The 25812-nt window shown below is 67.8% G+C and carries 20 protein-coding genes; 8 read left to right on the top strand and 12 right to left on the bottom strand.

Annotation, left to right across the window (positions count from 1 at the left end; translation table 11 throughout):
* Positions 1–6: 6 nt before the first annotated feature.
* The 12 genes from AUL33_RS05320 to AUL33_RS05375 form a co-directional block, all read right to left on the bottom strand.
* Positions 7–2067: a hydantoinase/oxoprolinase family protein gene (locus AUL33_RS05320; RefSeq protein WP_062204744.1), complete on the bottom strand. Its 2061-nt coding sequence runs from the start codon at positions 2065–2067 to the stop codon at positions 7–9.
* Between the two features lie 73 nt (positions 2068–2140).
* Positions 2141–3523: an aspartate aminotransferase family protein gene (locus AUL33_RS05325; RefSeq protein ID WP_062204747.1), complete on the bottom strand. Its 1383-nt coding sequence runs from the start codon at positions 3521–3523 to the stop codon at positions 2141–2143.
* 75 nt (positions 3524–3598) lie between these two features.
* Complete coding sequence (locus tag AUL33_RS05330; RefSeq protein WP_062204750.1) at positions 3599–5290, bottom strand: hydantoinase B/oxoprolinase family protein; 1692 nt, start codon at positions 5288–5290, stop codon at positions 3599–3601.
* An 11-nt stretch (positions 5291–5301) separates the two neighbouring features.
* Entirely contained in the window at positions 5302–7320 is a 2019-nt protein-coding gene (locus AUL33_RS05335) for a hydantoinase/oxoprolinase family protein (protein ID WP_062204753.1), read from the bottom strand.
* A gap of 40 nt (positions 7321–7360) precedes the next feature.
* Positions 7361–8302: an aminotransferase class IV gene (locus AUL33_RS05340; protein ID WP_156419291.1), complete on the bottom strand. Its 942-nt coding sequence runs from the start codon at positions 8300–8302 to the stop codon at positions 7361–7363.
* 10 nt (positions 8303–8312) lie between these two features.
* Positions 8313–9374 carry a branched-chain amino acid ABC transporter permease gene (locus AUL33_RS05345; RefSeq protein ID WP_062204756.1) on the bottom strand — a complete coding sequence of 354 codons (1062 nt, stop codon included), beginning with the start codon at positions 9372–9374 and terminating at the stop codon, positions 8313–8315.
* 16 nt (positions 9375–9390) lie between these two features.
* On the bottom strand, positions 9391–10305 hold the full coding sequence (locus AUL33_RS05350; protein WP_062204759.1) for a branched-chain amino acid ABC transporter permease: 915 nt from the start codon (positions 10303–10305) through the stop codon (positions 9391–9393).
* Positions 10302–11060: an ABC transporter ATP-binding protein gene (locus AUL33_RS05355; protein ID WP_062204762.1), complete on the bottom strand. Its 759-nt coding sequence runs from the start codon at positions 11058–11060 to the stop codon at positions 10302–10304. Before AUL33_RS05355 ends, AUL33_RS05350 begins: the two co-directional genes overlap by 4 nt.
* Entirely contained in the window at positions 11060–11845 is a 786-nt protein-coding gene (locus AUL33_RS05360; protein WP_280137797.1) for an ABC transporter ATP-binding protein, read from the bottom strand. Before AUL33_RS05360 ends, AUL33_RS05355 begins: the two co-directional genes overlap by 1 nt.
* A 65-nt stretch (positions 11846–11910) precedes the next feature.
* Entirely contained in the window at positions 11911–13107 is a 1197-nt protein-coding gene (locus AUL33_RS05365) for an ABC transporter substrate-binding protein (RefSeq protein WP_244491997.1), read from the bottom strand.
* A 184-nt stretch (positions 13108–13291) separates the two neighbouring features.
* Positions 13292–13477, bottom strand: coding sequence for a hypothetical protein (locus AUL33_RS05370; protein WP_062204767.1), 186 nt, complete (start codon positions 13475–13477; stop codon positions 13292–13294).
* 29 nt (positions 13478–13506) lie between these two features.
* Positions 13507–14214, bottom strand: coding sequence for a GntR family transcriptional regulator (locus AUL33_RS05375; RefSeq protein ID WP_082652329.1), 708 nt, complete (start codon positions 14212–14214; stop codon positions 13507–13509).
* 476 nt (positions 14215–14690) lie between these two features.
* On the opposite strand from AUL33_RS05375, the gene AUL33_RS05380 reads away from it, so the two are divergent.
* The 8 genes from AUL33_RS05380 to AUL33_RS05415 all read left to right on the top strand — a co-directional run.
* A complete protein-coding gene (locus AUL33_RS05380) occupies positions 14691–16052 on the top strand; it encodes an amidase (protein WP_062204773.1) in 1362 nt (453 codons plus the stop codon).
* A 58-nt stretch (positions 16053–16110) separates the two neighbouring features.
* Positions 16111–17079, top strand: coding sequence for a cyclase family protein (locus tag AUL33_RS05385; protein WP_062204776.1), 969 nt, complete (start codon positions 16111–16113; stop codon positions 17077–17079).
* Positions 17080–17320: 241 nt separating this feature from the next.
* The gene (locus AUL33_RS05390) at positions 17321–18304 is read left to right on the top strand and encodes a helix-turn-helix domain-containing protein (protein ID WP_062204779.1); all 984 of its coding nucleotides are present in this window, start codon (positions 17321–17323) and stop codon (positions 18302–18304) included.
* Positions 18305–18418: 114 nt separating this feature from the next.
* A complete protein-coding gene (locus AUL33_RS05395; RefSeq protein WP_062204782.1) occupies positions 18419–20446 on the top strand; it encodes a hydantoinase/oxoprolinase family protein in 2028 nt (675 codons plus the stop codon).
* Positions 20447–20451: 5 nt separating this feature from the next.
* Positions 20452–22410, top strand: a complete 1959-nt coding sequence (locus tag AUL33_RS05400) for a hydantoinase B/oxoprolinase family protein (RefSeq protein ID WP_062204785.1) — start codon at positions 20452–20454, stop codon at positions 22408–22410.
* On the top strand, positions 22407–23267 hold the full coding sequence (locus AUL33_RS05405; protein WP_062204786.1) for a xanthine dehydrogenase family protein subunit M: 861 nt from the start codon (positions 22407–22409) through the stop codon (positions 23265–23267). The genes AUL33_RS05400 and AUL33_RS05405 overlap by 4 nt, the downstream gene beginning before the upstream one ends.
* A gap of 19 nt (positions 23268–23286) precedes the next feature.
* Complete coding sequence (locus AUL33_RS05410; RefSeq protein ID WP_062204787.1) at positions 23287–23754, top strand: (2Fe-2S)-binding protein; 468 nt, start codon at positions 23287–23289, stop codon at positions 23752–23754.
* A gap of 8 nt (positions 23755–23762) precedes the next feature.
* Positions 23763–25812: xanthine dehydrogenase family protein molybdopterin-binding subunit (locus AUL33_RS05415; protein WP_062204790.1), on the top strand; the 2050-nt coding region annotated here is incomplete at its 3' end.

A 25812-nucleotide genomic window follows, 5' to 3' on the forward strand; every position in this document is an offset into this window, starting at 1 on the left:
GAGCGATCAGCGGACGTGAACGACGAGGTTGCCGTAGCGGTCCAGCGTCCCGTCATGGCCGGGCTTGAGGAAGGCGGTGAAGGTCTCGGCATCGACGATGCACGGACCGGTCAGGCGCGCGCCCGCGCCCAGACCGTCGAGGTCGTAGACCGGCGTCGCCTCGCGCAGCCCCGCCTCGCGGCTGTAGACCTGACGGATCGTCTTCGGGGTGGGATCGCCGACCTGATCGGGCAGGAGATGGCTGCGCCAGATGTCCTGCCCGTCGCGCTTGCCGATCGCACGCAGCTTCCAGGCGGTGAACTCGACGACGTCGCGCTCGGCCCGGATCGAGTAGATGCGCTCGTGCATCCGGTGAAAGGCCTCGACGTACTCGACTAACCGATCCGCATCGACGGTGCCGTCGGCGATGTCGAGGCCGACCTCGATCTCGAAGGACTGGTATTCGTAGCGGCCGAGGAAGGAGAACTCGAAGCGCCGGTTGCCGGGCACGACGCCCGCCGCTGCCAGGAAGGCGTCCCCCTCGACCTTCAGCTTGGCCAGCGCCTGGTTGACCGCCGCCGCGTCGAAGCCGACGCTGGAGGTCAGGAGCACCGCCGTCCCCTCTTTGCGAATGTCGGAGATCAGGCCGCCGAAGGCGCTGAGGCCGGCCATGAAGCGCGGGATCATGTAGCGCTTGAGCTGGAGGATATCGGCCATGTCGGCGATGTGGATGGCCGTCGCGCCGCCGCCGCAGACGAAGAAGCTGTCGCGCGGGTTGATCCCCTCGCGCACCGTGATCTCCTCGATCGCGGCGACCATGTTGTGGTTGCTCGTGGCATAGATGGCGTGCGCGGCCTCCTCGACCGTGATGGACAGGCGATCGGCGACCTTGGCCACCGCCGCCTCCGCCCGCTCGCGATCGAGCCGCATCTTGCCGCCGAGGAAGTAGTCGGGATCAACGATGCCGAGCACGACGTTGGCGTCGGTCACGGTCGGCTCCGTGCCGCCCTTGCCGTAGCAGGCCGGCCCCGGACGGGCGCCGGCGCTGCGCGGTCCGACATGCAGGAGGCCGCCGTCGTCCACCGAGGCGATCGAGCCGCCGCCCGCGCCGACCGAGCGCACGTCGACCTTGGGGATGCCGAGCGAGTCGTCGTGGATCATCGAGTCCGGCGTCACGATGATCTGGTGGTCGCGCAGCGCCGAGACGTCGAACGTCGTGCCGCCCATGTCGCCGACGATGATGTCCGCCTCGTCGCTCAGCGCCAGCGCGGCCATCGGCGCCAGCGTCGGGCCGGACATGACGCTGTAGATCGGTTTGCGGATCATCTCCGCCACCGGCATCATGCCGCCGACGCAGTTGGCCAGCAGCAGCTCGCCGCCGAACTCGGCCTCCAGGAGGGCCCGTTCGAGCTTTTCGATATAGGTGCGCACGATCGGATTGATCGACGCGTCGATGGCGGCGGCGATGATGCGCTTGTACTCGCGCGGCATCGGATTGATCTCGTGGCTCAGCGTGATCGGGATGTCGGACAGCGCACGCCGAAGGCTCTCGCGCACCGCGAGTTCGTGGTCGGGGTTCACCACCGACCAGAGGAGACCGACCGCGATCGCCTCGACGCGGCTGGCGCGGAACGCGTCTGCCGCCGTCTCCACGTCCGCCAGGCTGAGCGGACGGACCTCCCGGCCCCGCGCGTCGATTCGGCCGCCGACCGTGCGGGTCAGATGGCGGGGCACGTAGGGTTCGGGATAGTCGAGCCTCCATTGGAAGGCGCCCTTGCGCGGCCCCTCGCGCAGCACGAGCACGTCCTGGTGGCCTTCCGTCAGGATCAGACCCACCTTCACCGTCTTGCGCTCGACGAGCGCGTTCGTGGAAACGGTCGACCCGTGGACGATGAGGTCGATCGCCCTGAGAAACTCGCGTGGCGCCAGGCCGTAGCCGGCAGCTGCGACATGCAGGACGTCGATGAACCCCTTCTCGAATGCGCCCGGCGTCGTCGGGGACTTGAAGATCGAGATCCGGCCGGTGTCATCGGACACGAGACAGTCGGTGAACGTGCCGCCGATATCGATGCAGACCTGGTATGCCATCGTCTCTTCTTGTCCTCGAACCCATGGAGTTTTGCAGCCGCGACGGCGGCTTGCGTCTTGCGGATCGGGGCGGTCAGTCCGGCATGCCGGCCTCGACCCAGGCGTGGATTTCCTCCAGCGTCGCCGCGAAGCGCGACACCATCTCGTCGACCTGCGCCTCGGTGATGATCAGCGGCGGGCAGAACGCGATGCTGTCGCCGATGCCGCGCACGATCAGGCCATAGTCGTGGGCCTTTTCGAAGAAGCGCATCCCGACCTTTCCGACCGGGTCGAAGCGCGCCTTCGTCGCCTTGTCCGCCACCAGTTCGACCGCCGCGATGAGCCCGATCCCGCGGATCTCCCCGACCAGCGGATGGTCGGCGAAGGGCTTGAGCTTGGCCTGGAGATGCGCGCCGACCACGGCTGCGTTGCCGACGAGATCGCGCTCCTCGATGATCGCGAGGTTTTCCAGCGCCACGGCGGTCGATACGGGATGGCCGCTGGCGGTGTAGCCGTGGCCGAAATTGCCGAGCCGCTCCGTCTGATCGGCGACGCCCTGATAGATCGCGTCGCTGATCAGGACGGCGGCAAGCGGCAGGTAGGACGAGGTGATCTGCTTGGAGGTCACGAGAATGTCGGGACGGATGTCGAACATCTCGCAGGCGAACATCGAGCCGAGGCGCCCGAAGCCGTTGATGACCTCGTCGGCCACCACGAGGACGTCGTGGCGCCGGCACACTTCCTGCACCCGCGCCCAGTAGGTGGCGGGCGGGATGATGACGCCGCCGGCCCCCATCACCGGCTCACCGATGAAGGCGGCCACCGTCTCCGGCCCCTCGGCAAGGATCGTCGCCTCGAGCTCGGCCGCCAGACGCTCGGCGAAGGCCTCCTCGCTCTCGCCGGGGTGGGCGCCCCGGTAGTGGTGCGGTCGCGAGACATGCCGCACGAAGTCCAGCGGGAGGTCGAAGCCCTTCTGGTTCACCTGCAGGCCGGTCAGGCTGCCGGATGCGACCGTGATGCCATGATAGCCGCCTTCGCGAGCGATGAACTTCTTCTTTTCGGGCCGGCCGATCGCGTTGTTGTAGTACCAGACGACCTTGACGACGGTGTCGTTCGCCTCGGAGCCGGAGTTGGTGAAGAAGACGTGGTCGAGCCCCTCGGGCGACATCGTCACCAGTTTCTCGGCCAGCAGCACCGACGGCTCGTTCGTCTTGTGCGAGAACGTATGGTAGTAGGGCAGCCGGCTCATCTGCTTGCGCGCCGCCTCGACGAGGCGTGGTTCCCCGAAGCCGACGCCGACGCTCCAGAGCCCCGCCATCGCCTCGATGTATTCGTTGCCCTCGTCGTCGTAGACGAAGATCCCCTCGCCCCGGTCGATGACGATCGGGCCGTTGCGCTCGTGCTTGCGCAGGTTCGTGTAGGGATGAACGACATAGGCGACGTCGCGCGCGGCAAGGGAATTGGGCAGGACGGTCATCGGAATGGAGCCTCGCAAGGGTCGAAGATGAAAAAGAGGGTCGGCGCGGCGGCGCGCCGACGAAGAACCGCCGCGTCAGCCCGCAGGCGCGTAGTCTGTCCGGGCCTGTTCGGGCGTCACGAAGCCGTCGAGAAGGTCCTGCGCCAGCCGCTCGGGATCGCGCTCGGTGGCCGGGCCCCAGCCGCCGCCGGCCGGCGACGTGATCCGCACGCGGTCGCCGGGTCGCACCGGTACGTTGGCGAATTTCGACGGCGAGACCTTGTTGAAGGCCTGCGTCGCCGTCAGCCAGTCCTCGGACCCGGCGCGCTGGATCAGCAGTTCCGCCTTGGCGCCCTCGGAGCCACCGTGGATGCCCCACGGCGCCACCTTCTGGCGGTCGCTCATGTAGCTGAAGGTCATCTCGGTATCGGTGCAGCGCAGCGTCTTCGACAGCGCCAGTCCGCCGCGGAACGTGCCGGGGCCGCCGGAGCCTTCGACCAGCTTGAACTCCTCGATATGCCAGGGAAAGCGGTACTCGAAGACCTCGACCGGCACGTGCGGGCAGTTGCCGTTGATGCCGCCGACCGCGTCGTTGCCGTCGGCGAAGGAACGCCCGCCCCAGCCGACCGGCGTCAGGTCGTAGCAGCAGAAGAACTCACCGGTCTGCCGGTCGGTGCCGCCGAACAGGAAGTTGGAGTGCGACGCCCCGTCGGTGGCGGCCGAGCGCGCCTTCACGGCCGGCGCCAGGGCGCCCATCACGATGTTGGCGATGCGGCAATGGCTCTCGGTGTTGCCGCCGACGGAGGGGCCGGGAAAGTTGACGTTCACCACCGAGCCCGGCTCGGCCAGCACCTTGATCGGGCGGAAGCAGCCGGAGTTCTTCGGGATCGAGGAATCCGTCAGGTGCAGGATGGCGTTGTAGGCCGCACCATGGGCGACGCCGAGCGTGGCGTTGATCGGCCCCTTCGCCTGAGCGTCGGAGCCGTGATAGTCGACCACGACATCCCCGCCCTTCACCGTGACCTCGGCGCGGATCGTGTAGGCCTTGTCCTCGATGCCGTCGTCTTCCATGACGTCCTCGAAGCGGTAGCGACCGTCGGGGATCTTCTCGATCTCGGCCCGCATGCGCCGCTCCGAATAATCCATCAGCGCGGTGACGTGCTCGTGGAAGACCTCGGGACCGTATTTGGCGGCGAGCGCCTTCATGCGCCGCTCACCGAGATCGATCGAGGCGATGAGGGCGCGGAAGTCACCGTAATTGTAGCGGGGCGTGCGCACGTTCGCGAGCATCAGGCGCCAGACGTCATCGACGTCCTTGCCCGCCCGGATGATCTTGACCGGCGGCACGCGCAGGCCCTCGTGGAACACCTCCGTCGCCTCGCCGGCAAAGCCCGCCGGCGACATGCCGCCGATTTCGCAGACATGGCCGATGGCGACCGAGAAACCGATGAGCGAGCCATCGAGGAAGACCGGCTTGATGAACGTGTGCTCGGGCGTGTGCAGGCCGCCGCGATAGGGGTCGTTGTGGACGATGACGTCGCCGTCCTCGAGTTCGGCGAGCGGCATTTCCTGCACGCAGGAGGCCAGAAGCAGCGGCATGCCGCCGATCATCGAGGGACAGAAGTCGCCGGTGGCGATGAGTTCGCCCGTTGGCAGTGCCAATCCGCAGGTGAAGTCGAGCGACTCGGAGAAGATGGTGGAATAGGAGGTCCGCATCAGCGTCACCCCCATGTCCCGGCAGATCGAGACGAGAATGCCGCCGACGATGTTGAGCGAGACCATGTCCATGGGTGCGCCTTTCAAGCGGAGATGAGGAGGTTGCCGTAGCCGTCGACGGCGAGCGTCATCCCCGGCGCGAGCACGGTGACGGAGGCGTTTTCCTCGACGAGCGACGGGCCTTGCAGGGCGTGCCCTTCGCGCAGGTCCGCGCGGTCGTAGACCGGCGTCTCGTGCCAGCCATCCGCGAACCAGACGTTGCGGCGCGAGCGCTCGGTGAGTTCGCCTTGGCTCGTGCCGACACGGGGAAACTCCAGCGTCCCGGTCTGCGCGGTCCCGGTGACGAGGAAGTTGACGATTTCCATGGGATCGGCGAGCCGGAAGCCGAACCGCGCCTCGTGCGTGTCGTGGAACGTATCGAGGATCGCGGCGATCTCGTCCGGCGTGAAGGCTTCGGCCTCGACGGGAATTTCGAGCTCGTAGTTCTGCCCGAGATACCGCATCTCGACGCTGCGCGAGATGGTGGCGTCGTGATGCCCCTGCGCGGCGAGCTCGGTGCGGCACTCCTCCACGAGTGCGGCCATCGACGCGGCCGCCCGCACCGCGTCGAAGCGGCGCGAGTTGAGCTGCACGGTCCGGTAGCGATCGACGCGGGCATCGGCCATCGTGAAGCCGAAGGCCGAGAACTGACCGGGGAAGTTCGGCACCAGACCCTTGGGGATGGAGGCCTCTTCCATGAGATCGCTGACGTGAAGCGGCCCGGCGCCGCCGAAGGTGACGAGCGTGAAATCGCGGGGGTCGAGCCCCTGCTCGGTCAGCACCGTGTGCAGGGCGCCGACCATGTTGTTGTTGGCGATCCGCAGGATGGCATAGGCCGTTGCCTCGATGCTCGAACCCAGCGTTCCGGCGACCGGCGCGATCGCCCGCCTCGCGGCCTCCACGTCGAGCGCCATCGTGCCGCCGAGGAAATTGCCGGCGCTGATGCGGCCGAGCACGACGTTGGCGTCGGTTACCGTCGGCAGCAGGCCGCCCTTGCCGTAGCAGGCCGGGCCGGGATGGGCGCCGGCGCTTTCGGGACCGACCACCAGCATGCCGCCGGCATCGATGCGCGCGATCGATCCGCCGCCCGCCCCGATCGTGCGGATGTCGATCATCGGGATCTGGACCGGACGACCCCATTCGATCTCGAAGTCGGTGGTGAACTTCTCGCGGCCCTCGACGACGGTGGAGACGTCGGTCGATGTGCCGCCCATGTCGAGCGTGACGAGATTGGCGAGGCCGAGGAGTTCGGCCGTCTTCTTGGCGGCGATGACGCCGCCGGTCGGCCCCGACACCGCGATCTGGATCGGCGCCTCGACCGCGGCGGCCAAGCTCATCTCGCCGCCGTTCGAGCGCATGACGACGACGGGGGCCCGCACCCCGTTGGCGTCGAGCTGGCGGCGCATCGAGCCGAGCTGGCGCGCCACGACCGGCTTGATGAAGGCGTCGCAGATGGTGGTGGAGGAGCGGAAATGCTCCTTCCATTTCGGCAGCACGTCGTAGGAAATCGACACGGGCACGCCCGGCAGCCGCTCCGCGAAGATCGCCTTGATCCGCCGCTCGTGGACCGGCGTCAGGTAGGAATGGAGCAGCACCACCGCGACGGCCTCGACGACGCCCTCCTCCTTCAGGGCATTTGCCAGCCGGGCGACCTCGTCCTCGTCGAGCGGCGTGACGACCTCGCCGGAGGCGCCGACGCGCTCGCACACCTCATAGGCATCACGTCGCTTGACGAAGGGCTTGGGCTTGACCCATCCGAGATCGTAATGGTGCTTGCGGTTGCCGCGGCCGATGAAGGGAATGTCGCGAAACCCTTGCGTGGTCACGTAGGCGACGCGGGCGCCCTTGCCTTCGAGCAATGCGTTGGTCGCGACCGTGGTGCCGAGGCGCACGGCCGAGATCTCGTCGATGTCTCCGAAGGCGCGCAGGCCCGTCATGATGCCCTGGATCGGATCGTCCGGCGTCGAGAGGTTCTTCCACGCCCGGAGCGCACGACCCGCCTCGTCGTAGGAGACGAAGTCGGTGAAGGTGCCGCCGATATCGACGCCGATCCTGGTGCTCATGCGTGGCTCTCCCGATGGGGCTGTCAGACAGGGTGCTGGGTCAGGCGACCGCCGGCACTCGCGCGGCGGCGTAGTCGACGGGTGTCGCGTGCCAGCCGGCGGCGCGACGGGCCCAGAACGTCTCGAGGATCCGGCGCGAGACCGGGCCAGGCCGGTCGTTGGCCATGATGCGACCGTCGATCCGCGTCGCCGGCATGACGCCGCCGGCCGTGGTCGAGAGGAAGATCTCGTCGGCGTCGCGGAACTCCTCGGCGCCAATCGGGCGGATCTCGAGCTCAAGGCCGAGTTCGGCTGCAAGCTCGATCACCGAACGACGCGTGATCCCTTCGAGAACGCCGTGATCGGGCGTGGCGATGCGCCCGTCGCGAACGGCGAAGACGTTGAAGCCCGGTCCCTCGGTGACGTTGCCGTCGTCGCCGAGAAGGATGCAGAAGTCGGCCTGCCGCTCCAGCGCCTCGAACTGGCCCCGCGTGAGGTCGGCCCAATGGAAGTTCTTAGCGCGGGGATCGACCGCCTGCGCACCGATGCGGCGCGTCTCGACGATCGCCAGATGCGCGCCGCGCTCCATCACGTCCGGCTTGAGCAGGCTGATCCAGGGCATGGCGAAGGCGGCGATGTAGTTGCGCGCGAAGGCCGGATGGTAGGGCTGGCCCGCGACGGGTCGCCCCCGCAGACAGTCCATCGCGACATAGGCGTCCCGCAATCCCGACAGCGCGACGCAGCGGTGGAGGATGGCCTTGATGTCGTCGTCGCTCTCGGCGGGCGCCATGCGGAAGGCGGTCATCGAGGCGCGAAACCGCGCGATGTGGTCGTCGAGGCGGAAGAAGGCGCCGTCGCGCACGCCGACGACGTCGTAGGTCACGTCCGAGCGCCGATAACCCCAGTCGGTGATCGGGATGGCGGCCTCGGCCAGCGGCATGTAGAGCCCGTCGACATAGGCGGCGCCGGCCTCGTAGCGGGAGATGTCGTCGGCCATGGTCATCGCGGGATCCTCATGCGGCCTGCGACTTGGCGCCGAGCGGCCCGGCCGGCGCCGCCGGGGTCGCCACGGCCTTGCGCGAACGCCGGCCGAACCGGACCTCGCGGCCGCCCGACAGGCCATCGGGGCGGAAGACGAGGATGAGCGCCATGACGATGCCGAGCCCGATTTCCTGGCTGCCGGACGGCAGGGACACGCCGAGCGAGCCGCGCTCGAAAAGCCGCAGGACCTCGGTGATGGCGGTGACGGCGACGACGCCCATCACCGCGCCCGACAGGGTGGACATGCCGCCGACGACGAGCATCGCCAGCGTGATGAAGGACAGGCCGAGATAGAAGGGGTCGACCGTCAGGATGCCGAGGAACTGGGCATAGAGCCCACCGCCCGCCCCCGCGATCGCGGCACTGAGGACGAAGGAGAGAAGGCGCACCCGCTTCACGTCGACAGCGGAGGCGCGGGACGCCACCTCGTCGTCGCGCGATGCGCGCAGCATCAGCCCGAAGCGCGAGACCTGGAAGAGATGGGCCACCACGACCGCCGCGCAGGCGAAGAGCGCGGCCGTCCAGGGACCGACGACGGTGGGGATGCCGATGATCGAGGAGACGCCCGCCGTCACCGAATCCCAGTTGGAGTAGACGCTGTTGACGATCATCAGCACCGCGAAGGTGGCGATCGAGGCGGCCGTGCCAGACAGGCGCATGAGCGCCAGACCGAGAAGAAAGGCGACGAACGCCGGCAGCACCACCGCGCCGACCATGGCGAGCGCGAACGGATACTGGTTCTCCTGCAGGAGGACCGGAAGGCCCGAGAGCATGATCTGCTTGAAGCTCGGCTCGGCGGTCGCCCAGGCCGCGGCGTAGGCGCCGATGCACATGAAGCCGACATGGCCGAACGAGATGATCCCGGAATTGCCGATAAAGACGGAGAGGCCAACCACCACGATGAGGCGGATGAACATCTCGGTCAGCGTCACCTCGATCGTCTCGTTGCCGGTGAGGACCCCGAGAAGGACGAGAGCGACGACGGCGGCGACGAGGATCGCGGGCGTCTGGTGGCGGGAAACGAGGTCGCGCATGGGTGCGGGTCTCCGATCAGACGCGTTCGAACGTGGTGCGGGCAGGCACCAGGCCGGCGGGTCGCACGAGCAGGACGAGGATGACGAAAGCGAAGGCGAAGGCGTCGCGGAAGGCGCGCAGATCCGGCGGCAGGTAGGCCTGCAGCATCGTCACGATGATGCCGATGACGAAGCCGCCGACCACCGCCCCGACGAGGCTGCCCATGCCGCCGACCACCACGGCCACGAAGGCGAAGAGCGCCAGCGGCAGGCCCATCGTGTGCGAAAGCGAGCCGGACTGCGTGGTGTAGAGGAGCGAGACGGCGGCGGCGAGAATGCCGCTGATGGCGAAGGCCATGCCGATCACGACATTGCCGCGCACGCCGAGATACTGCGCCATGCGGAAGTCCTCGGCCGCCGCCCGCATCTGGATGCCGTAGGGGGTCTTCTTCAGAAACAGCGTCAACCCCGTCATCAGGACCAGCGTGACCCCGAGGACGATGAGTTGCAGCATCGGCACGCGCAGGTCGCCGATGAGGATCTGCGTGTTGGCGCCGCTCCAGAGATCGACGGCCTTGGGGCGCGATCCGTAGGCCATCAGCACGCCGTTCTGGATGATGTAGCTGACCGCGAAGGAAGCGATCATCAGCGTCGGCGAGGTCGAGCGCCGCAACGGCCGGAACACCAGGACATCCGACATCAGCGCCGCGACCACGACCACGAGGCAGATCAGCGGCACCATCACCACCAGCGGCAGCCCGCCGATGAGGAGCTTGGCCGTGACGTCGGCGGAGGGCACGATCAGCGCATAGGCGCCGATGGTGATGAAGTCGCCATGCGCGAAGTTGATCAGCCGCAGGATGCCGAAGAGGAGGCCGATGCCGAGCGCCGTCAGCGCATAGATGCTGCCGAGGCTGATGGCGTCGATGAGGTTCTGGATGAAGGAGATCATGCGTGGGTCTCCTGGACCGGAGCGGGCGCGGAACCGTGCGAGAAGCCGAAATAGGCGTTGCGGATGGCCTCCCCGTCCCTCAGGGCGTCGGCACGCCCCTCGAGCTGGATGCGGCCGCCGCGCAGCACGTGGATACGATCGGCGTGCTTGAGGATGCGGTTGGAACTCTGCTCGTTGATGAGGAGCGTCAGGTTCTCGCGGCGCCTGAGATCGAGCAGGATCTCGTAGATCTGATCGACGATGCGCGGCGCGAGACCGAGCGAGGGTTCGTCCACGAGGAGGAGCTTCGGCCGGGTCATCACCGCGCGGGCCACCGCCAGCATCTGCTGCTCGCCGCCCGACAGGCGGCCGGCGGGAAAGCTCAGGCGCTCGCGAAGCCTTGGGAAGAGATCGAGGAGCCGCTCCTTGTCGTCGGCGGCGCGGCGCTTGTCGCTCTGGACATGACCGCCGAGCTTCAGGTTCTCGTCCACCGTCAGCGTTCCGAAGATGTGGCGGCCTTCCGGGACGAGCGACAGGCCCAGCCGGGCGATCGCCTCCGGCCGGCGCCCCGTCAGCGGCTCACCGGCGAGGCGGATCTCGCCGCGGAAGGGAGCGACGCCGCCGGCCACGGCCGCCAGCGTCGTCGACTTACCCGCGCCGTTCGGCCCGATGATGCAGACGACTTCGCCCTCGTCGACATGCAGCGACACGCCGCGAAGCGCGACGAGATCGCCGTAGCGCACATGGATGTCGTCGACTTCGAGAAGCGGGCGCATCACGCCTCCATGCCGAGATAGGCGGCCATCACCGCCTCGTGCTTCTGGATATCCGCGGGCGTTCCCTCGGCCAGCGTCTTGCCGCCGTCGAGAACGTGGATGCGGTCGCTGATGCCCATGACCACGCGCATGTTGTGCTCGATGAGAAGGACGCCGGAGGAGAAGGTGGCGGGAATGGACGAGACGAGCGCCATCAGTTCCTCGCACTCGTCGTCCGACATGCCGGCGGCCGGCTCGTCGAGCAGGATGAAGGCCGGCGAGAGAACGAGCGACCGGGCGATGCCGAGCCGGCGCTGGTCGGTATAGGCGAGCGCCCCGGCCTTCAGGCCGGCCTTGTCGGCGAGGCCGATCCAGTCGAGCAGCGCCATCGCATGAAGCCGGGCGCTGCGCAGCGACAGCCCGAGCCCGGTGGCGGTGACCTCGACATTCTCGGCGACGCTCATGTCCTTGAACAGGCGCCCCGCCTGGAACGTGCGGGCGACGCCGTGACTGCGAAACCGCGCGGCGGGCCAGCCCGTGGTGTCGGCTTCGCCGAGGAGGATGCGGCCCTCGGTCGGCGCCTGGAAGCCGGTCAGGCAGTTCACCAGCGTCGTCTTGCCGGCACCATTCGGCCCGATCAGGCCGAAGACCTCTTGGCGGGCCAGCACGAGACTGACGTCGGAGATGGCCGCGAGGCCGTTGAAACGGACCGACAGGTTCTGCACGGCGAGAACGGCGGCGTTGGTCAGGCTGCGGTCGGCGCCGACGGCGGGCGGCTCGACATAGGCGGGCATGGCACGGTTCATCGGCCGTCTTCCCCTTGTGGTCGTGAAGCTCCCGGCCGGCGTTCGGCCGGGAGCGGACGGTCGAACTACTTCTTCAGGCGGTAGAGCACGGGGTCGGGGATCGTCTGGCTGATCGTCCAGGTCTCGACCGGCGTCTCCTTGTCGCCCTCGTAGGAGACGACGATCATCGGGTTCTGCGTCTGGATGTGCAGCTTCGGCGAGAAGGTGCGCGGCCCGATCACCGTCGGCGCGTCCTTCATCTCGTTGATCAGGGCGACGACCTCCTTGGAGTCGGTCGAGCCGGCTTTCGTCACCGCCTCCGCCCAGAGCTGCAGGAAGGAGTAGATGGGATAGGCGTATTGCGTCGTCGGCGGTGCGCCGAACTTCTTGGTGTAGGCCTCCGTCAGGGCGTTGACCTCGGGCCGCGTGTCGTCCTTCACGAGCGCCTGGACGGGAAGGTAGAAGTCCTTCAGCCCCGGAACCGAGTTGACCCAGTAGGTGCCGTCCATCGCCGTTCCGCTGAAGATCGGCACGGTGACGCCGGCGGCTCGCAGCTGGCGCACGGAGCTGGCGGCGCCCGGATTGGTAGAGCAGAGCATCACGTGGTCGACGCCGCTCGTGCGGATCGCATCGGAGAGGCGGGTGATCTGCGAGGAGATCGTCGGGTCGAGGCCCTTGAACGTATCCTGCCCGACGACCTCGCCGCCCTTGAGCGGCATCATCCATTCATAGCCGGCGCAGATCGACTTGTTGTACTCGATCGTCTCGTCGATGAGCATGTAGCCCTTGCGCACGCTCTTCTTCTCGTAGCCCCACTCGGCCATGACGGCGCCTTCGAGCTGGGCGGCGTTGTTGGCGGTGAAGGAGAGCGGGCCGACGCCGAGGATGCCGGCCTTCGGATCGGAGGCACCGAGGAAGACCGACATGACGCCGGCCTTCTGGGCTTGCAGCGCGGCGGGTGCGCCGTAGTCGTAATCGGCGGAGACGAGAAGGATCTCCGCACCCTGATCGAGCATTTCCTTGCCCGCCTTGGCGCCTTCGACGCGGTCGGTCTTGGTGTCGGCGCTCACCACCTTGATCTGCTTGCCGAGAAGTCCGCCCTTGGCATTCGTCTCCTCGACCCAGAGCTGGGCCATCTTCGTGGCGTCGCCGTCATAGGCCTCCATCCAGCCGGAGAACGCCACGGCCATGCCGACGGTGATCTCGTCGGCCGCCACGGCCCGCTGAAGCGGGGCCGACGCAAATACGGTGCACAGCAGCGTTGCAAACAATGGGCTCTTCAAGCTGATCTCCTTCGCCGGGACGGGTTGCCGCGATCATCGCGGACGGGGTTGGGATCGGCCGGCTGGCGGCCGGACACGGGGCGCACGGGGTCGCGCGCCCCGACGGGGCGCCTGCGACATGTCGATGAGCCGGCCGTTGCGGCAGGCCGGAAGCGGAAGGGCCGGGCGCCCCGAGGGGCGGCGATCAGCCGGGGGCTAGGCGTCTCGCCATGCGCTCGGCCGCCCAGTCGACGCACCACGCCGAACAGTAGATGCGCCCGTCGATCGCCTGCCGGTCCTGCTTGTCGGCCGCCGACTCGTAGAGAAGAATGCCGCAGTTCTGGCACTTCTCGTAGGATTCCACGTACATCCGATTGGCCGAGAACTTCATGGCGATCCCTCGATGGCGGATGAAGAGGGTTATCGACCCTTCTTCGTGGGTTTGACTGGACCTTCGTCGTAGATCGCAAGGATGTTGCTCCACGTCGACCGGATATGAACTTCCATCGCCGAGACGGCCCGGGCTGTATCACCGGCCGCGACGGCTTCGACGATCGGGCGATGGACGAGCGCCGACTGCATCGGGCTCTCCTGTTCCAGATCGACATAGGCGATCAGCATGCGAAGCTCGGTCTCGAGCCCCTGATGCGCCCGCGCCGTCTGACGGTTGCCCGACAGCTCGCAGACCGCCCGGTGGAAATCGATGTCGGCCTGATGGAGCCGCGTCAGGTCGACCGCTTCCGCCGCCACGACCATGCGATCGTAGATGGCCTGGATCAGATCGATGCCGCCCTGCCCCATCCGCTCCATCGCCTGACGGATGGCAAAGGTCTCGACGCAGATCCGGAACGAGAAGATGTCGTCCAGATCCTGCCGCGTGAAGGAGCGAAGGAAGTGCCCCCGCCGCGGTATCGCGACCAGAAATCCCTTTTGCGCCAGACCCGAGACCGCCTCGCGGATCGGGTTCCGGCTGATGCCGAGCCGACGGGCGAGCTCGGCTTCGTTGATGCGATCACCGGGTCTCAGATGCCCCGCGGTGACAGCCTCCAGAAGAAGGTTGCGGACCTGATTGGCGAGTCCGACCTGATCCGTGAACAGCCCGGTCGGAACCCATCGCAACGTACTCATGCCGCACCGGTCTCATGTCGACTTGGGTCCCTCTCGGCTGCGAGCAGCGCTTGCCGGTTCGGGTGGCCCAACTGTCTTCTGTGGACAGATTACGAGGTGGGGATCGGGAGTCAACGCGGTTTCTGCAAAAATCATGGACATGCAAATAATTTCAGCATTTCGTCTTTCAGAAAGCAACATTCGAGTGATGTTCGCGCATGCGGCTCCAACATTGGCGATAAACCACGAGACTTGGGAGATGTGGCGCAACATCACCACCGGTTGCATAGTGGAGGGATCACCCACACTCGGTCGAACAGGGCAGCAGGACGAACTCTGCTTGCGGCCGCCTTATCCTCGTGCCAGTCTGCCGTCTCGTGATCTTATCGGCGCCGTACGATCCGCGAGGATGAACAGTCCCAAGCGCCAGAACAGCGGATAGAAGCATCGCGCTCCCGCCCGCGTGCAAACCACCCAGCCGAACGAGCGTAACCGCCATGCCGCAGCCGAAGAACGTCGCCCAGGTCTCCAGCCTGATGCAGGCCGGCACCCTCGATCCCGTCGAGGGGCTTGAGCGGACGCTGGCGGCGATCGAGGTTCACGGCGACCCGTCGATCTTCATCCGCATGACGAAAGCGCGCGCCAGGACCGAAGCGGAGGCGTCTGCCAAACGCCTTCGCGAAGGTCGCTCGCTCGGCCTGCTCGACGGCGTTCCGGTCGCCTGGAAGGATCTCTTCGACCTCAAGGGCATGACGACCACCGCCGGATCGACGGTTCTCGCCGGAGCGCCGCCGGCGGAGCGGGACGCGGTCGTGGTCGAGCGGTTGCAGGCGGCCGGCATGGTCTGCCTCGGCCAGACGAACATGAGCGAGTTCGCCTTTTCCGGTCTCGGACTGAACCCTCACTATGGCACGCCGATCAACCCGAACGGACGTGAGACCCCGCGGATTCCCGGCGGCTCCTCGTCCGGCGCGGGCGTCGCGGTCGCCGTCGGCCTCGTGGCGGTGGCGATCGGAACGGACACGGGCGGTTCGGTCCGGATCCCCGCCGCCTTCAACGGGATCGTCGGCTACAAGGCGACGGCCGGCCGCTATCCGATGGCGGGCGTCTTCCCGCTCTCCGCGAGCCTCGATTCGCTCGGACCGCTCGTCCACACGGTGCAGGATGCCGTGTGGGTGGATGCGGCGCTGCAGGGGCTGACGGCGCCGCGCATCCGGCGCGGCACGCTCGAAGGGCGCGAGATCGTGGTGCCCGAGACGGTGGTGCTCGACGATTGCCAGCCCGGCGTCCTCCGGGCGTTCGAAGCCTCCCTGTCGCGGCTCGAAGGCGCTGGCATGACGATCCGGCGCATGGCGATCCCCGCCTTCGCGGAGATCTTCGCGCTGGCCGCAAGCCAGGGCGCGCTCGTCACCGCCGAGGCCTTCCAGCTTCATCGTCATCGCCTCCAAGGCAACGATCACCGGTCGATGGATCCGCGTGTCGTCGCCCGAGTCCGGCTCGGCGAGGCCGTGACGCTCGATCGCTACCTCGCGATCCGCACCGCCCGCGCCCGGCTGATCGAGGCGGTGCGAACCCAGCTCGCCGGCCGCCTGACGGCGTTCCCGACCGTGGCTCGCACGGCCCCGCCGCTGGCGCCGCTGCTTGCCGACGACGACCTCTTCGTTCGCACGAACGCGCTGACGCTGCGCAACACGCTGATCGGCAATTTCCTCGACGGATGCGGCGTGTCGATCCCCTGCGGCGTCGATGCGGACGGCATGCCCATCGGCTTCCTGCTTTCGGGCATGGGCGGGGCGGACGACGATCTCCTGTCCGCCGCCCTGTCGATCGAGCCGATCCTTCGCGGCGCGGCCCTGTGATCCCAAACCGGCGACGGCCGCCCCGGCCCTCGCCCTCTTCCCGCAGAGGAGCGCTCCCATGTGCATGGCCTGCTATGTCGACGAGGCAACGAAGAACCGGATCATCGCCTACAACGCCGAATTCCATCAGGTCACGGCGAGCCCCTACGGCCGGGACGACGAGATCGGCATGCTGCATCTCATCGACGCGCAATCGCGCTCGGCGATCATCGGGCGCACCGACGCCTCGAAGATCTTCGACCTGTCCGTCGATCACTTCGTGGGAATGCCCGGCTGGTTCGGCGCCGGCGACCAGCCCTACCAGATCTGGATGACCCACACCCCGCAGGGCGAGATCGTCGCCAACACGATGGGCGTCTCTGCGGAGGCCAACGAACTCGTCGGCTACTCCGGCGACAGCATCTCGATGTACACGCATTGCGGCACGCATATCGATACGTTCAACCACTTCGGCTACAACGGCGAGATCTTCAACGGCTTCACCGCCCGCGATCATCTGGGCAGCCGGGCGTGGACCAAATGCGGCCCCGAGAAACATCCGCCGATCTTCGCCCGCGGCGTCCTCCTCGACATCGCCGCCCTGCATGGCGTCGAGACGCTCGGCCCCAGTCATGGGATCGGGCGCGCCGACATCGAAGCCTGCCTGAAGCACCAGGGCACCGAATTGAAGCTCGGCGACGTCGTGCTGATCCGCACCGGCCAGATGCTGAAATGGCCGGACATGGCCTTCACGCGCAACACGCCCGGCCTGAACCGGGAGGGTGCCGAGTACCTCGCCAAGCACGGCGCCATTATGATCGGCGCCGACAACCTGACGCTCGAACAGACGCCCTCGGTCCACGAGCTGAACTTCTTTCCCGTTCACACCTACCTCTTGGCGGAGGCGGGGGTCCCGATCATCGAGATGGTGCAGCTCGAAGAGCTGGCGGCGGACCGGCTCTACGAGTTCGCCTTCTTCGGTGCCTGCATCAAGCTGCGCGGCGCGACGGGCGCGCCGATGCGCCCGGTGGCGATGCCATTGCTTTAGCGATCGCAGCGCGGCATCGATGGTGCATGTGCGAGCACTTTCGATTTCCGCCTATTCCATCGGCAAATTTGATGCGACTGTTCGCCATCAGACAAGGATGACTGCGCTTAGCGTCAAGAACTCGCGGCGGAAAGGCCGTCTACTCATCGAACGGACGGCGCCGAGCAGCGGCCCGTTCGCAGCCTGCCTCACCCCCCGCGTCTCATGGATCGCCCGACGGATGGAAAGGAACGGTATCGCCATGAGGGCCCGCTACGCCACGTCCGACGCAGCCGTCACCGATCGCAAGGCCTATTGGCGCGACGCAATCGATCGCACCTACTTTCCCCTCGATCTCAGCTTCACCAACGCCGCGGACTTCTCCGCCGAACTCGATGCCTGGTCGCTCGGCCCGGTGTCGTTGTCGCGCAACGCCTCGGACAGCATGGTCTATCGGCGCCGCGAACGGCATCTTCTCAACGAATGGGACGAGAGCTTCCTCATCACCATTCCCCAGACCTCCGAAATCAGCTTCAACCAGGATGGCAAGACCGTCATCTGCCGGCCGGGCGCGTTCCTCGTCGAGCGAAGCCACCTGCCCTATGAGTTCAGCCATCGCGAGACGAGCATTCTCTGGGTTCTCAAGGTGCCCAGCAAGGTTCTGCGCGCCCGGGTTGGGCGGCCGGAACGGCTCGCAACGCTCCAGTTCGACGCGACACGCGGCGTCGGGGCGCTGTTCGTCGACATGATCCAGTTGGCCGCACCTCGGCTCGACGAGATGAACGAGACGGCGCGAGACCTCACGGGCAAGCATCTCGTCGATCTGCTGGCGCTGGCGGTGGAAGCCGACGAGCGCGTGCTCGGCGGCCAGTCGCCCTCGGTCCGCGCCGCCCATTTGCAACGGGCCGAACGCTTCATCCGGTCGCGTCTCCACGATACGGCCTTGTCGCCGCAACTCGTCGCCGAGGATTGCGGGGTCTCGACCCGTTATCTGCACCAGTTGTTCGAGACCGAAGGCACGACGGTCTGCAGCTTCATCCGCCGCCAGCGCATCCTGATGTGCGACGAGATGCTGCGCGATCCCTCTTGCCGCAAGTCGATCTCGGAGATCGCCTACCGCTGGGGCTTCGCCGATCAGGCGCAGTTCAGCCGGCACTATCGCGCCCAGTTCGGGAAGACGCCGAGCGAAGCCCGCGAGCCGGCCAGCGCCGCTCCCCGCGCCCGGCCGCGCCCGAAAGCCGCCTAGCGGGCTCCCGCCCGCCCCCAATCCCACGCGCCGAGCCGCTCGTCGTCCCTCAGCCTTTCATGGCCCGGGGCGGAGCCCTCGCACGCCCCGACACCCGAACAGGAGACGATCCTCATGCAGACCCTACGCGTGGCCGTGGACGTCGGCGGCACCTTCACCGACATCTGCATCCTCGACGAGGAGACCGGCCGCATCCGCATCGAGAAGACCTCCTCGACCCCCGATCCCATCGAGGGGATCATGGCGGGAGTCGGCACCGCGGCGATCGACCTTTCGAAGGTCGCGCTCTTCTCGCACGGCACCACGGTGGCGACGAACGCCTTGATCACCCGCCGCCTGCCGCGCACCGCCATGGTCTGCACCGACGGGTTTCGCGACGTTATCGAGATCCGGCGGGCCAACAAGGAAGACCTCTGGGACACCTACAAGGATGTGGTGAGGCCCTACATCCCGCGCCGCGACCGGATGACCGTGCCCGAACGCATCGATTCCGCGGGAACCGTGCTGACGCCGCTCAACGAGGCCGCCGCGCGAAACGTCGCGCGGATCCTCAGGCGACGCGGGGTCGAGGCGGTCGCGGTCTGCTTCATGAACTCCTATCTCAACGGCGAGAACGAGCGGGCGATGAAGGCCATTCTCGAGGCCGAGATGCCCGGTGTTCCCGTCTCCATCTCCTCGGCGGTGCTGCCCGAGATCTTCGAACACGAGCGCTTCTCGACCACGGTCGCGAACGCCGCCCTCAGCCCCGTCGTCGTCGACTACACGCGGCGCCTCGGCGAACGCCTGGCCGACGAGGGCTACACGCGCGATCTCCTGCTCTTGCACACCGGCGGCGGCGTCATGACGCCGGCGAGCGTCAAGGATTTCGCTGCCCGGCTCGCCGGGTCCGGCATCGCCGCCGGCGCCATCGCCAGCCGCCACATCGCCTCGCTCTGCGGCTTCCGCAACTCGATCGGCCTCGACATGGGCGGCACCTCCACCGACGTGTCGCTGGCCTATGACGGGCAGTCGCGGGTGACGAAGGACTGGTACATCGAGTTCGGTTATCCCATTCGCTTCTCCTCGATCGAGGTGCTGACGATCGGTGCCGGCGGCGGCTCGCTGGCCTGGACGGACGAAGCGGGAAGTCTGCGCAACGGGCCGCAGTCGGCGGGCTCGAACCCCGGCCCGGCCTGCTACGGCAAGGGCAACCGACAGCCCACCAACACCGATGCCAACGTCACGCTCGGGCGGCTGGGCACGCGCCTTGCCGGCGGTCAGGTCCTGCTGGATCCCGCGCTCGCCAGCGCCGCCGTCGAGGAGGGCGTCGCCGAGCCCTTCGGACTGGAACTTCATGCGGCGGCGGATGCGATCCTGCGCGTCGCCAATGCCAACATGTCGGATGCGGTGCGCCTGATCTCGATCAGTCGCGGCTACGATCCGCGCGATTTCGCGCTCGTCGCCTTTGGCGGGGCCGGCGCGCTTCACGGCGTCGCCATCGCCCGCGAACTCGCCATTCCCGTGGTGATCGTCCCGCCCAATCCCGGTGTCACCTCCGCGCTCGGCTGCCTCCTCGTCGACATGCAGCACGACTTCTCCGAAAGCTGCATGATGACGGCCGCCGGCGCCGACCCTGCGGCGATCGAGGCGCAGTTCGCCCGCATCGAGAAGGAGGCCCTGGAACGTCTCCTGCACGAGGGCGTCGCGCCCGAGGACATCGTCCTGCAGCGTTCGATCGACATGATGTATCAGGGACAATGGCGCTCGATGGCCGTCGGCGCGCCCAGCCCGATCGGCGACATCGCCTCGCTCGTCGCCGAATTCCACCGCGAGCACGAGCGCGAATACAATTTCCGCCGCGACGATGCCCCGGTCAGCTTATTCCGCATCAATCTGAAGGCGATCGGCGTCGTGCCGAAGGCCGACCTCCTCGTTCACGAGCCGACCGGCGAGACGCCCGAACCGGCCAGCCGCAGGCCGGTCTGGTTCGACGGCGAGGCGCCCGTCGACACGCCCGTCTACGAGCGCACCACCCTGCCCTGCGGGTTCTCGTTCCCCGGCCCCGCGATCGTCGAGCAGGTGGATTCAACCGTGGTCGTGCCGCCCGGTTCGCTCGCCGAGATCGACAAGTACCTGAACATCCTCATTCGCGTGAAGGGCTGAGAGACATGAGCACCACCCTCGATCCCGTCACCTTCGAAGTCCTGAAGAACTCCTTCATCACCAGCGTCGACCAGATGGGCGAGCAGATCCTGCGGACCTGCTACTCCTTCGTTATCTACAATCGCGACTTCTCGAGCGCGCTGCACGACGCCGAGGGCAACTGCGCCGCGCAGGGCAACCAGGACATCGCGGTCCACGTCGGCACGCTGCACTTCACCTGCAAGGACGTGATGCGCGCCTTCGAGGGCGACATGCACGAGGGCGACGTCTACGCCATCAACGACCCCTATGCCGGCGGCACGCATTTCTCCGACGTGCGGCTCATCCGGCCGATCTTCGCAGACGGCAAGATCATCGCCTTCAGCCAGTCGAACGGGCACTGGTCCGACGTCGGCGGCAGCGTGCCCGGCTCGTTCGACGTCTCGGCGCGCGACATGTTTCGCGAGGGCCTGCGGATCACCCCGGTGCGCCTGTTCGACAAGGGCCGCTTCTGCAAGGACGTGGCGCATCTCATCGCCTCCAACACCCGCGACCCCGCCTCGATCATCGGCGACATCCATGCGCAGGCGCAGGCCACGCAGGTCTGCGAGCGCGAGATCCTGCGGCTCGTCGGCAAATACGGTCGCGACACGGTCTCCACCGGCCTGTCGTCGGTTCAGGATTATGTCGAGCGCGCCATGCGCCAGCGCCTCGCCGCCCTGCCCGACGGCGAATGGGAGACGCAGGACTTCATCGACCGCGACCCTGCGGGCGGCGAAGGGTTGATCCCGATCAAGGTCAAGCTGACGATCAAGGGCGACCGCGCGATCTACGATTTCACCGGCAGCCATCCGACGATCGGCTCGATCTACAACTCGGCCTTCGGCGCCACCTTCTCGGCCGTCGCGGCGGGCATGAAGACCTTCTTCCCCGACCTGCCGCTGAACAGCGGCTTCTATCGGGTGTTCGAGATCATCGCGCCAGAGGGCTCGATCGTCGATGCGAAATGGCCCGTCGCCGTCACAGGCTTCCTGATGCCCTTCGAGAAGATCATGAATGCGATCTACGAGATCTGGTCGAAACTCATCCCCGAACGCGCCATCGCCTGTGCCTTCAACCTCGAATACCTGCTGACCGGCGGGCAGGACGCCCGCACCCCGGAGAAGCCGATCTACATGTTCTACGACTGGCTGCCCGGCGGCTGGGGCGGGCGCAACGGCAAGGACGGCAGCAACGTCACCACCGCCTGCTTCGGCACCGGCCTGATGTCGCAGCCGGTCGAGGGGCAGGAGCGCGCGAACCCGATCCTGACGACCGAATGCCAGATCCTGACGGATTCCGCCGGTCCCGGCCGCTGGCGCGGCGGCGTCGGGCTGCGCAAGACCTCGATGATGCTGAAAGCCGAGAACAGCGTCATCTCCTACATTTGCGACCGCGAGCGCGCCATCGTCTGGGGCATCGAAGGCGGCCTGCCGTCCATGCCGCACGGCCTGACGCTGCACCGCGCCGGAGTGGAGGCCGAAGAGCGCCTGGGTTCCATGTTCTCAGACGTCTCGATCGGCGAAGGCGACGTGTTCTCGCGGCCGACGGCGGGCGGCGGCGGGTTCGGCGATCCGCTGGAGCGGGACCCGGCGCTCGTCCTCGAAGACGTCAAGGACGACTATGTGTCCGTGGCGCGGGCCGAGCGGGACTACGGCGTCGTCGTGACCACGATCGACGCCGAGCTTTGCGAGTTCGCCATCGACGTCGAGGCCACGAAGAGCGCGCGAGCCCGCATCCGGGCCGAGCGGCCGGGCTGGGCGGTGGCGGATCCCGAAAGCATCGCCGCGGCCTACCGGGCCGGCGAACTCGATACGATGGACGTGATCCGGCGCCACGCGGTGCTTCTCGACTGGGGCACGGGCGAACTCCTGCCGAAATCGACCGAGCAGTTCCGCGAGATGTTCCAGAAGCGCTCGGCGTCGAAATGGCAGGCTGCGGGATGAGCACGGCCAGCGGCCTCTACGTCGCGCCGACCCTGGCCGACGCCCTGGCGGCCCTCGGCGACGGCGGCGCCGACGCGGCCCCACTTGCCGGCGGCACGTGGATCATGCGGGCGCCGCTGCGGCACGAGGCGCCGCGGCGCGCCTATGTCGCCCTGTCGGGAATCGGGGAGATGACCCGCATCGAGATCGCATCCGACGGCGTCTCGATCGGGGCCTGCGTCACCCATTCCGCTCTGGCGATGGCGCTGGCGGGCCTGCCCGACCTTGCGGCACTTGCGCAGGCGGCGAGCCACTCCGCCAACCCGGCCGTGAGGAACGTCGCCACGATCGGTGGCAACCTCTGTAGCGCAAACTTCGCTGCAGCCGATCTCGTGCCGGCGCTGATCTGCCTGCAGGCGGAGGTCGAGCTGATCGACGGGCGCGGCCGCGACAGGATCGCGATCGAGCGGTTCCTGGAGTTGCGATCGGCACTCCCGCCCGGCCGCATCGTCGCCCGGGTCCTGGTGCCCCGATCCGCGGGCCGGTCCGCCCATGTGCGGCTGCCACTCCGCAAGGCCGGCGACTATCCGGTGGCGATCGTCAGTTGCCACGTCGAACTGGACGGGCGCGGGCATGTCGGGGCGATCCGCGTCGCGGTCGGATCGGTGGAGGCGACCGCCCGGCGCTGGCCGGGTCTGGAGGGCCACCTCGCCGGCCGGCCGCTCGACGCGCAGCGCGCCTTCGACTCAACGAAGTTCTGCATGGCGGACTTCACCGGTCGCGACGGGGTGGAGGCGCCGGGCTGGTATCGCACCAGCGTTCTGCCCGCCCTCGTGCGCCGCGCCGTCCTCGCGCTCGGCCCCCGGAGCATTGGATGACGATGTGGAGCCAAAGCCCATGACACTTCGCCTGCTCGTCAACGGTGAGGACCGTGTCAGCCGGAGCGACGCCATGACGCCGCTCATCGATGTCCTTCGCGACGAGTTTCATCTGACGGGCGCCAAGCCGGTCTGCCGTGAGGGCTTCTGCGGTGCCTGCACGGTTCTGCTCGACGACGAGCCCGTCATGTCGTGCCTCCTGCCCTGCGGCCTCACCAGGGGACGGGCGATTCGCACCGTCGAGGACCTGTCGAGCGGCGGCATGCTCTCGGACCTCCAGACGGCGATGGTCGATCACGATGCCGTCCAGTGCGGCATGTGCTTCCCCGGCATGCTGATGACGTTGACGAGCGTCCTGAGCCGTCATCCCGCCCCCAGCCGCGACGACATCCGCGCGGCCCTCTCGGGAAATCTCTGCCGCTGCACCGGCTATGAGCGCATCGTCGACGCGGCGCTCTCGCTCAGCTCCGCCGCCGTCGCGCGATAGGTCGCCCCATGCCGAACCCGCAGAACGCCGTGATGAACTTTCGCCGCCGCGATGCCGGCGACAAGTTGCAGGGGCGCACCCGCTACACGATCGACCGCGCCAGCGCCGGAATGCTCCACGCCGCCGTCCGGCGCGCCGACATCGCCTGCGGCCGCATCCTCGGCATCGACACGACCCATGCGGCGCGAATGCCGGGCGTGCGGGCCGTGATCACCGGAGCGGACGCGCCCGGCCGGCACGGCATCGGCGTCGCCGATCACCCGCTCTTCGCGCGCGACCTCGTGCGCTACCACGGCGAGCCCCTGGCCGCCGTCGCCGCCGATACGCTTGAACAGGCGCTGGCGGCGGCCGCCGCGATCGAGGTCGACATCGAACCGCTGGCGCCCGTGCTGACGATGACGGATGCGCTTCGCCCGGATGCGGCGCTCGTTCATCCCGGCTGGCGCGACTACGAGATCCTCGTCGAGGGCGGCGGGCAGACGGAGAACGTCGCGTGGGAGGCCGCCGTGCTGCGCGGCGACCCGGACGCCGCCTTCGCAAGGCCGGACGTGACGATCGTCGACAGCCGCTTCGAGGTCGGCCGGCAGAACCACGTCTCCTTCGAGCCGCGCGCAGTGGTCGCCTCCTACGAGGACGGACGGTTCCACATCGAGACGTCGACGCAGGTTCCCTGGACCGTGCGCAGCGCCACCGCCGCCCTGCTCGGCGTTCCCACCTCCGACGTGCGCGTCACCGTGCCGCCCGTCGGCGGGGCCTTCGGGCTGAAGTTCGACTGCGCGCTCGAACCCTTCGTCGCGCTTCTGGCGCGCGCCAGCGGTCGCGCGGTGCGGCTCGTCAATTCGCGCGAGGAGGAGATGCTGACCTGCCTCTTCCGCGAGAACGCGGAGATCCGCATCCGCTCGGCCGTCACTCAAGGTGGCGAGATCGTCGGTCGCGAGGGCTTCGTGCTGATGGACTGCGGCGCCTATGGCGGCGAGCAGGTGTTCCTGACGACGATGACCGCCCATACGCTCGGCGGAAACTACCGGCTGGGCTCGGTGCGCCTCAAGACGCAAGCCGTCTACACCAACACCGCGCCCAACGGCGCCTTCCGCGCCTGCAACGGCGTCTACAACACGTTCGCGCTGGAGCGTCACACCGACGAGATCGCCGCAGCGATCGGCATGGAGCCGCTCGAGTTCCGTCGCCGCAACGTGCTCGGCCACGGCGATCTCGGCGCCACCGGTCAGGTGTTCGACGGCGACGTGCTGCTGCCGATGCTCGATCGCATGGGCGAGATCACGGCGGCACGCCCTGCCGCGACGCCCCGCGCGGACGGGCGTCTCGTCGGCCGCGCCACGACGGTCGGAACTTGGTTCGTCTTCGTCGGCCCCTCGGCTGCCACCGTCAATCTCAATGTCGATGGCAGCGCGACGCTCGTCACCTCGGGCGTCGAGATCGGCTCGGGCTCGATGATGCAGGCGCTTCCGCAGATCGTCGCGAACACGCTCGGCCTCGCGCCCGATCGCGTCGTCGTGCGCGCCGCCGATACGGATGCGGCCGGCTATGATGTCGGCGTTGGCGGCGGTCGCACGACCGTGTCGCTCGGCGCGGCGAGCCTGGCCGCCGCCACCGAGGTCCGCACCAAGCTGCTCGCCGTGGCGGCGACCCTGCTCGATGCGTCGCCGGACGACCTCGTGATGGAGAATGGCCGGATCGAGGTTGCCGGCGCCAACGGCTACGGTTTCGCGATCGCCGAGGTCGCCGCGCGAGCGCAGGCCGACCTTGGCCCCATCGGCGGAACGGGCGCCTTCACCAGAACCGGCATGCCGGCCATGGTGGGCTGCTGCACCGGGCATTTCATCGATGCGATCGATATCCCCATTTTCGCCGTCCACGACTGCGAGGTGGCGGTCGATCCCGACACCGGCCATGTCGAGATCCTCGATTACACCGTCGTGCAGGATGTCGGCCGAGCGCTCAATCCGAGCGCCGTTCATGGCCAGATCCAGGGCGGCGTCGTGCAGGGCCTCGGCTACGCCCTGCACGAGGAGGTGACGATCGACGGGGATGGGCGGA

Origin of the sequence: Aureimonas sp. AU12 (assembly GCF_001463705.1) — a bacterium.
GTDB lineage: Bacteria > Pseudomonadota > Alphaproteobacteria > Rhizobiales > Rhizobiaceae > Aureimonas.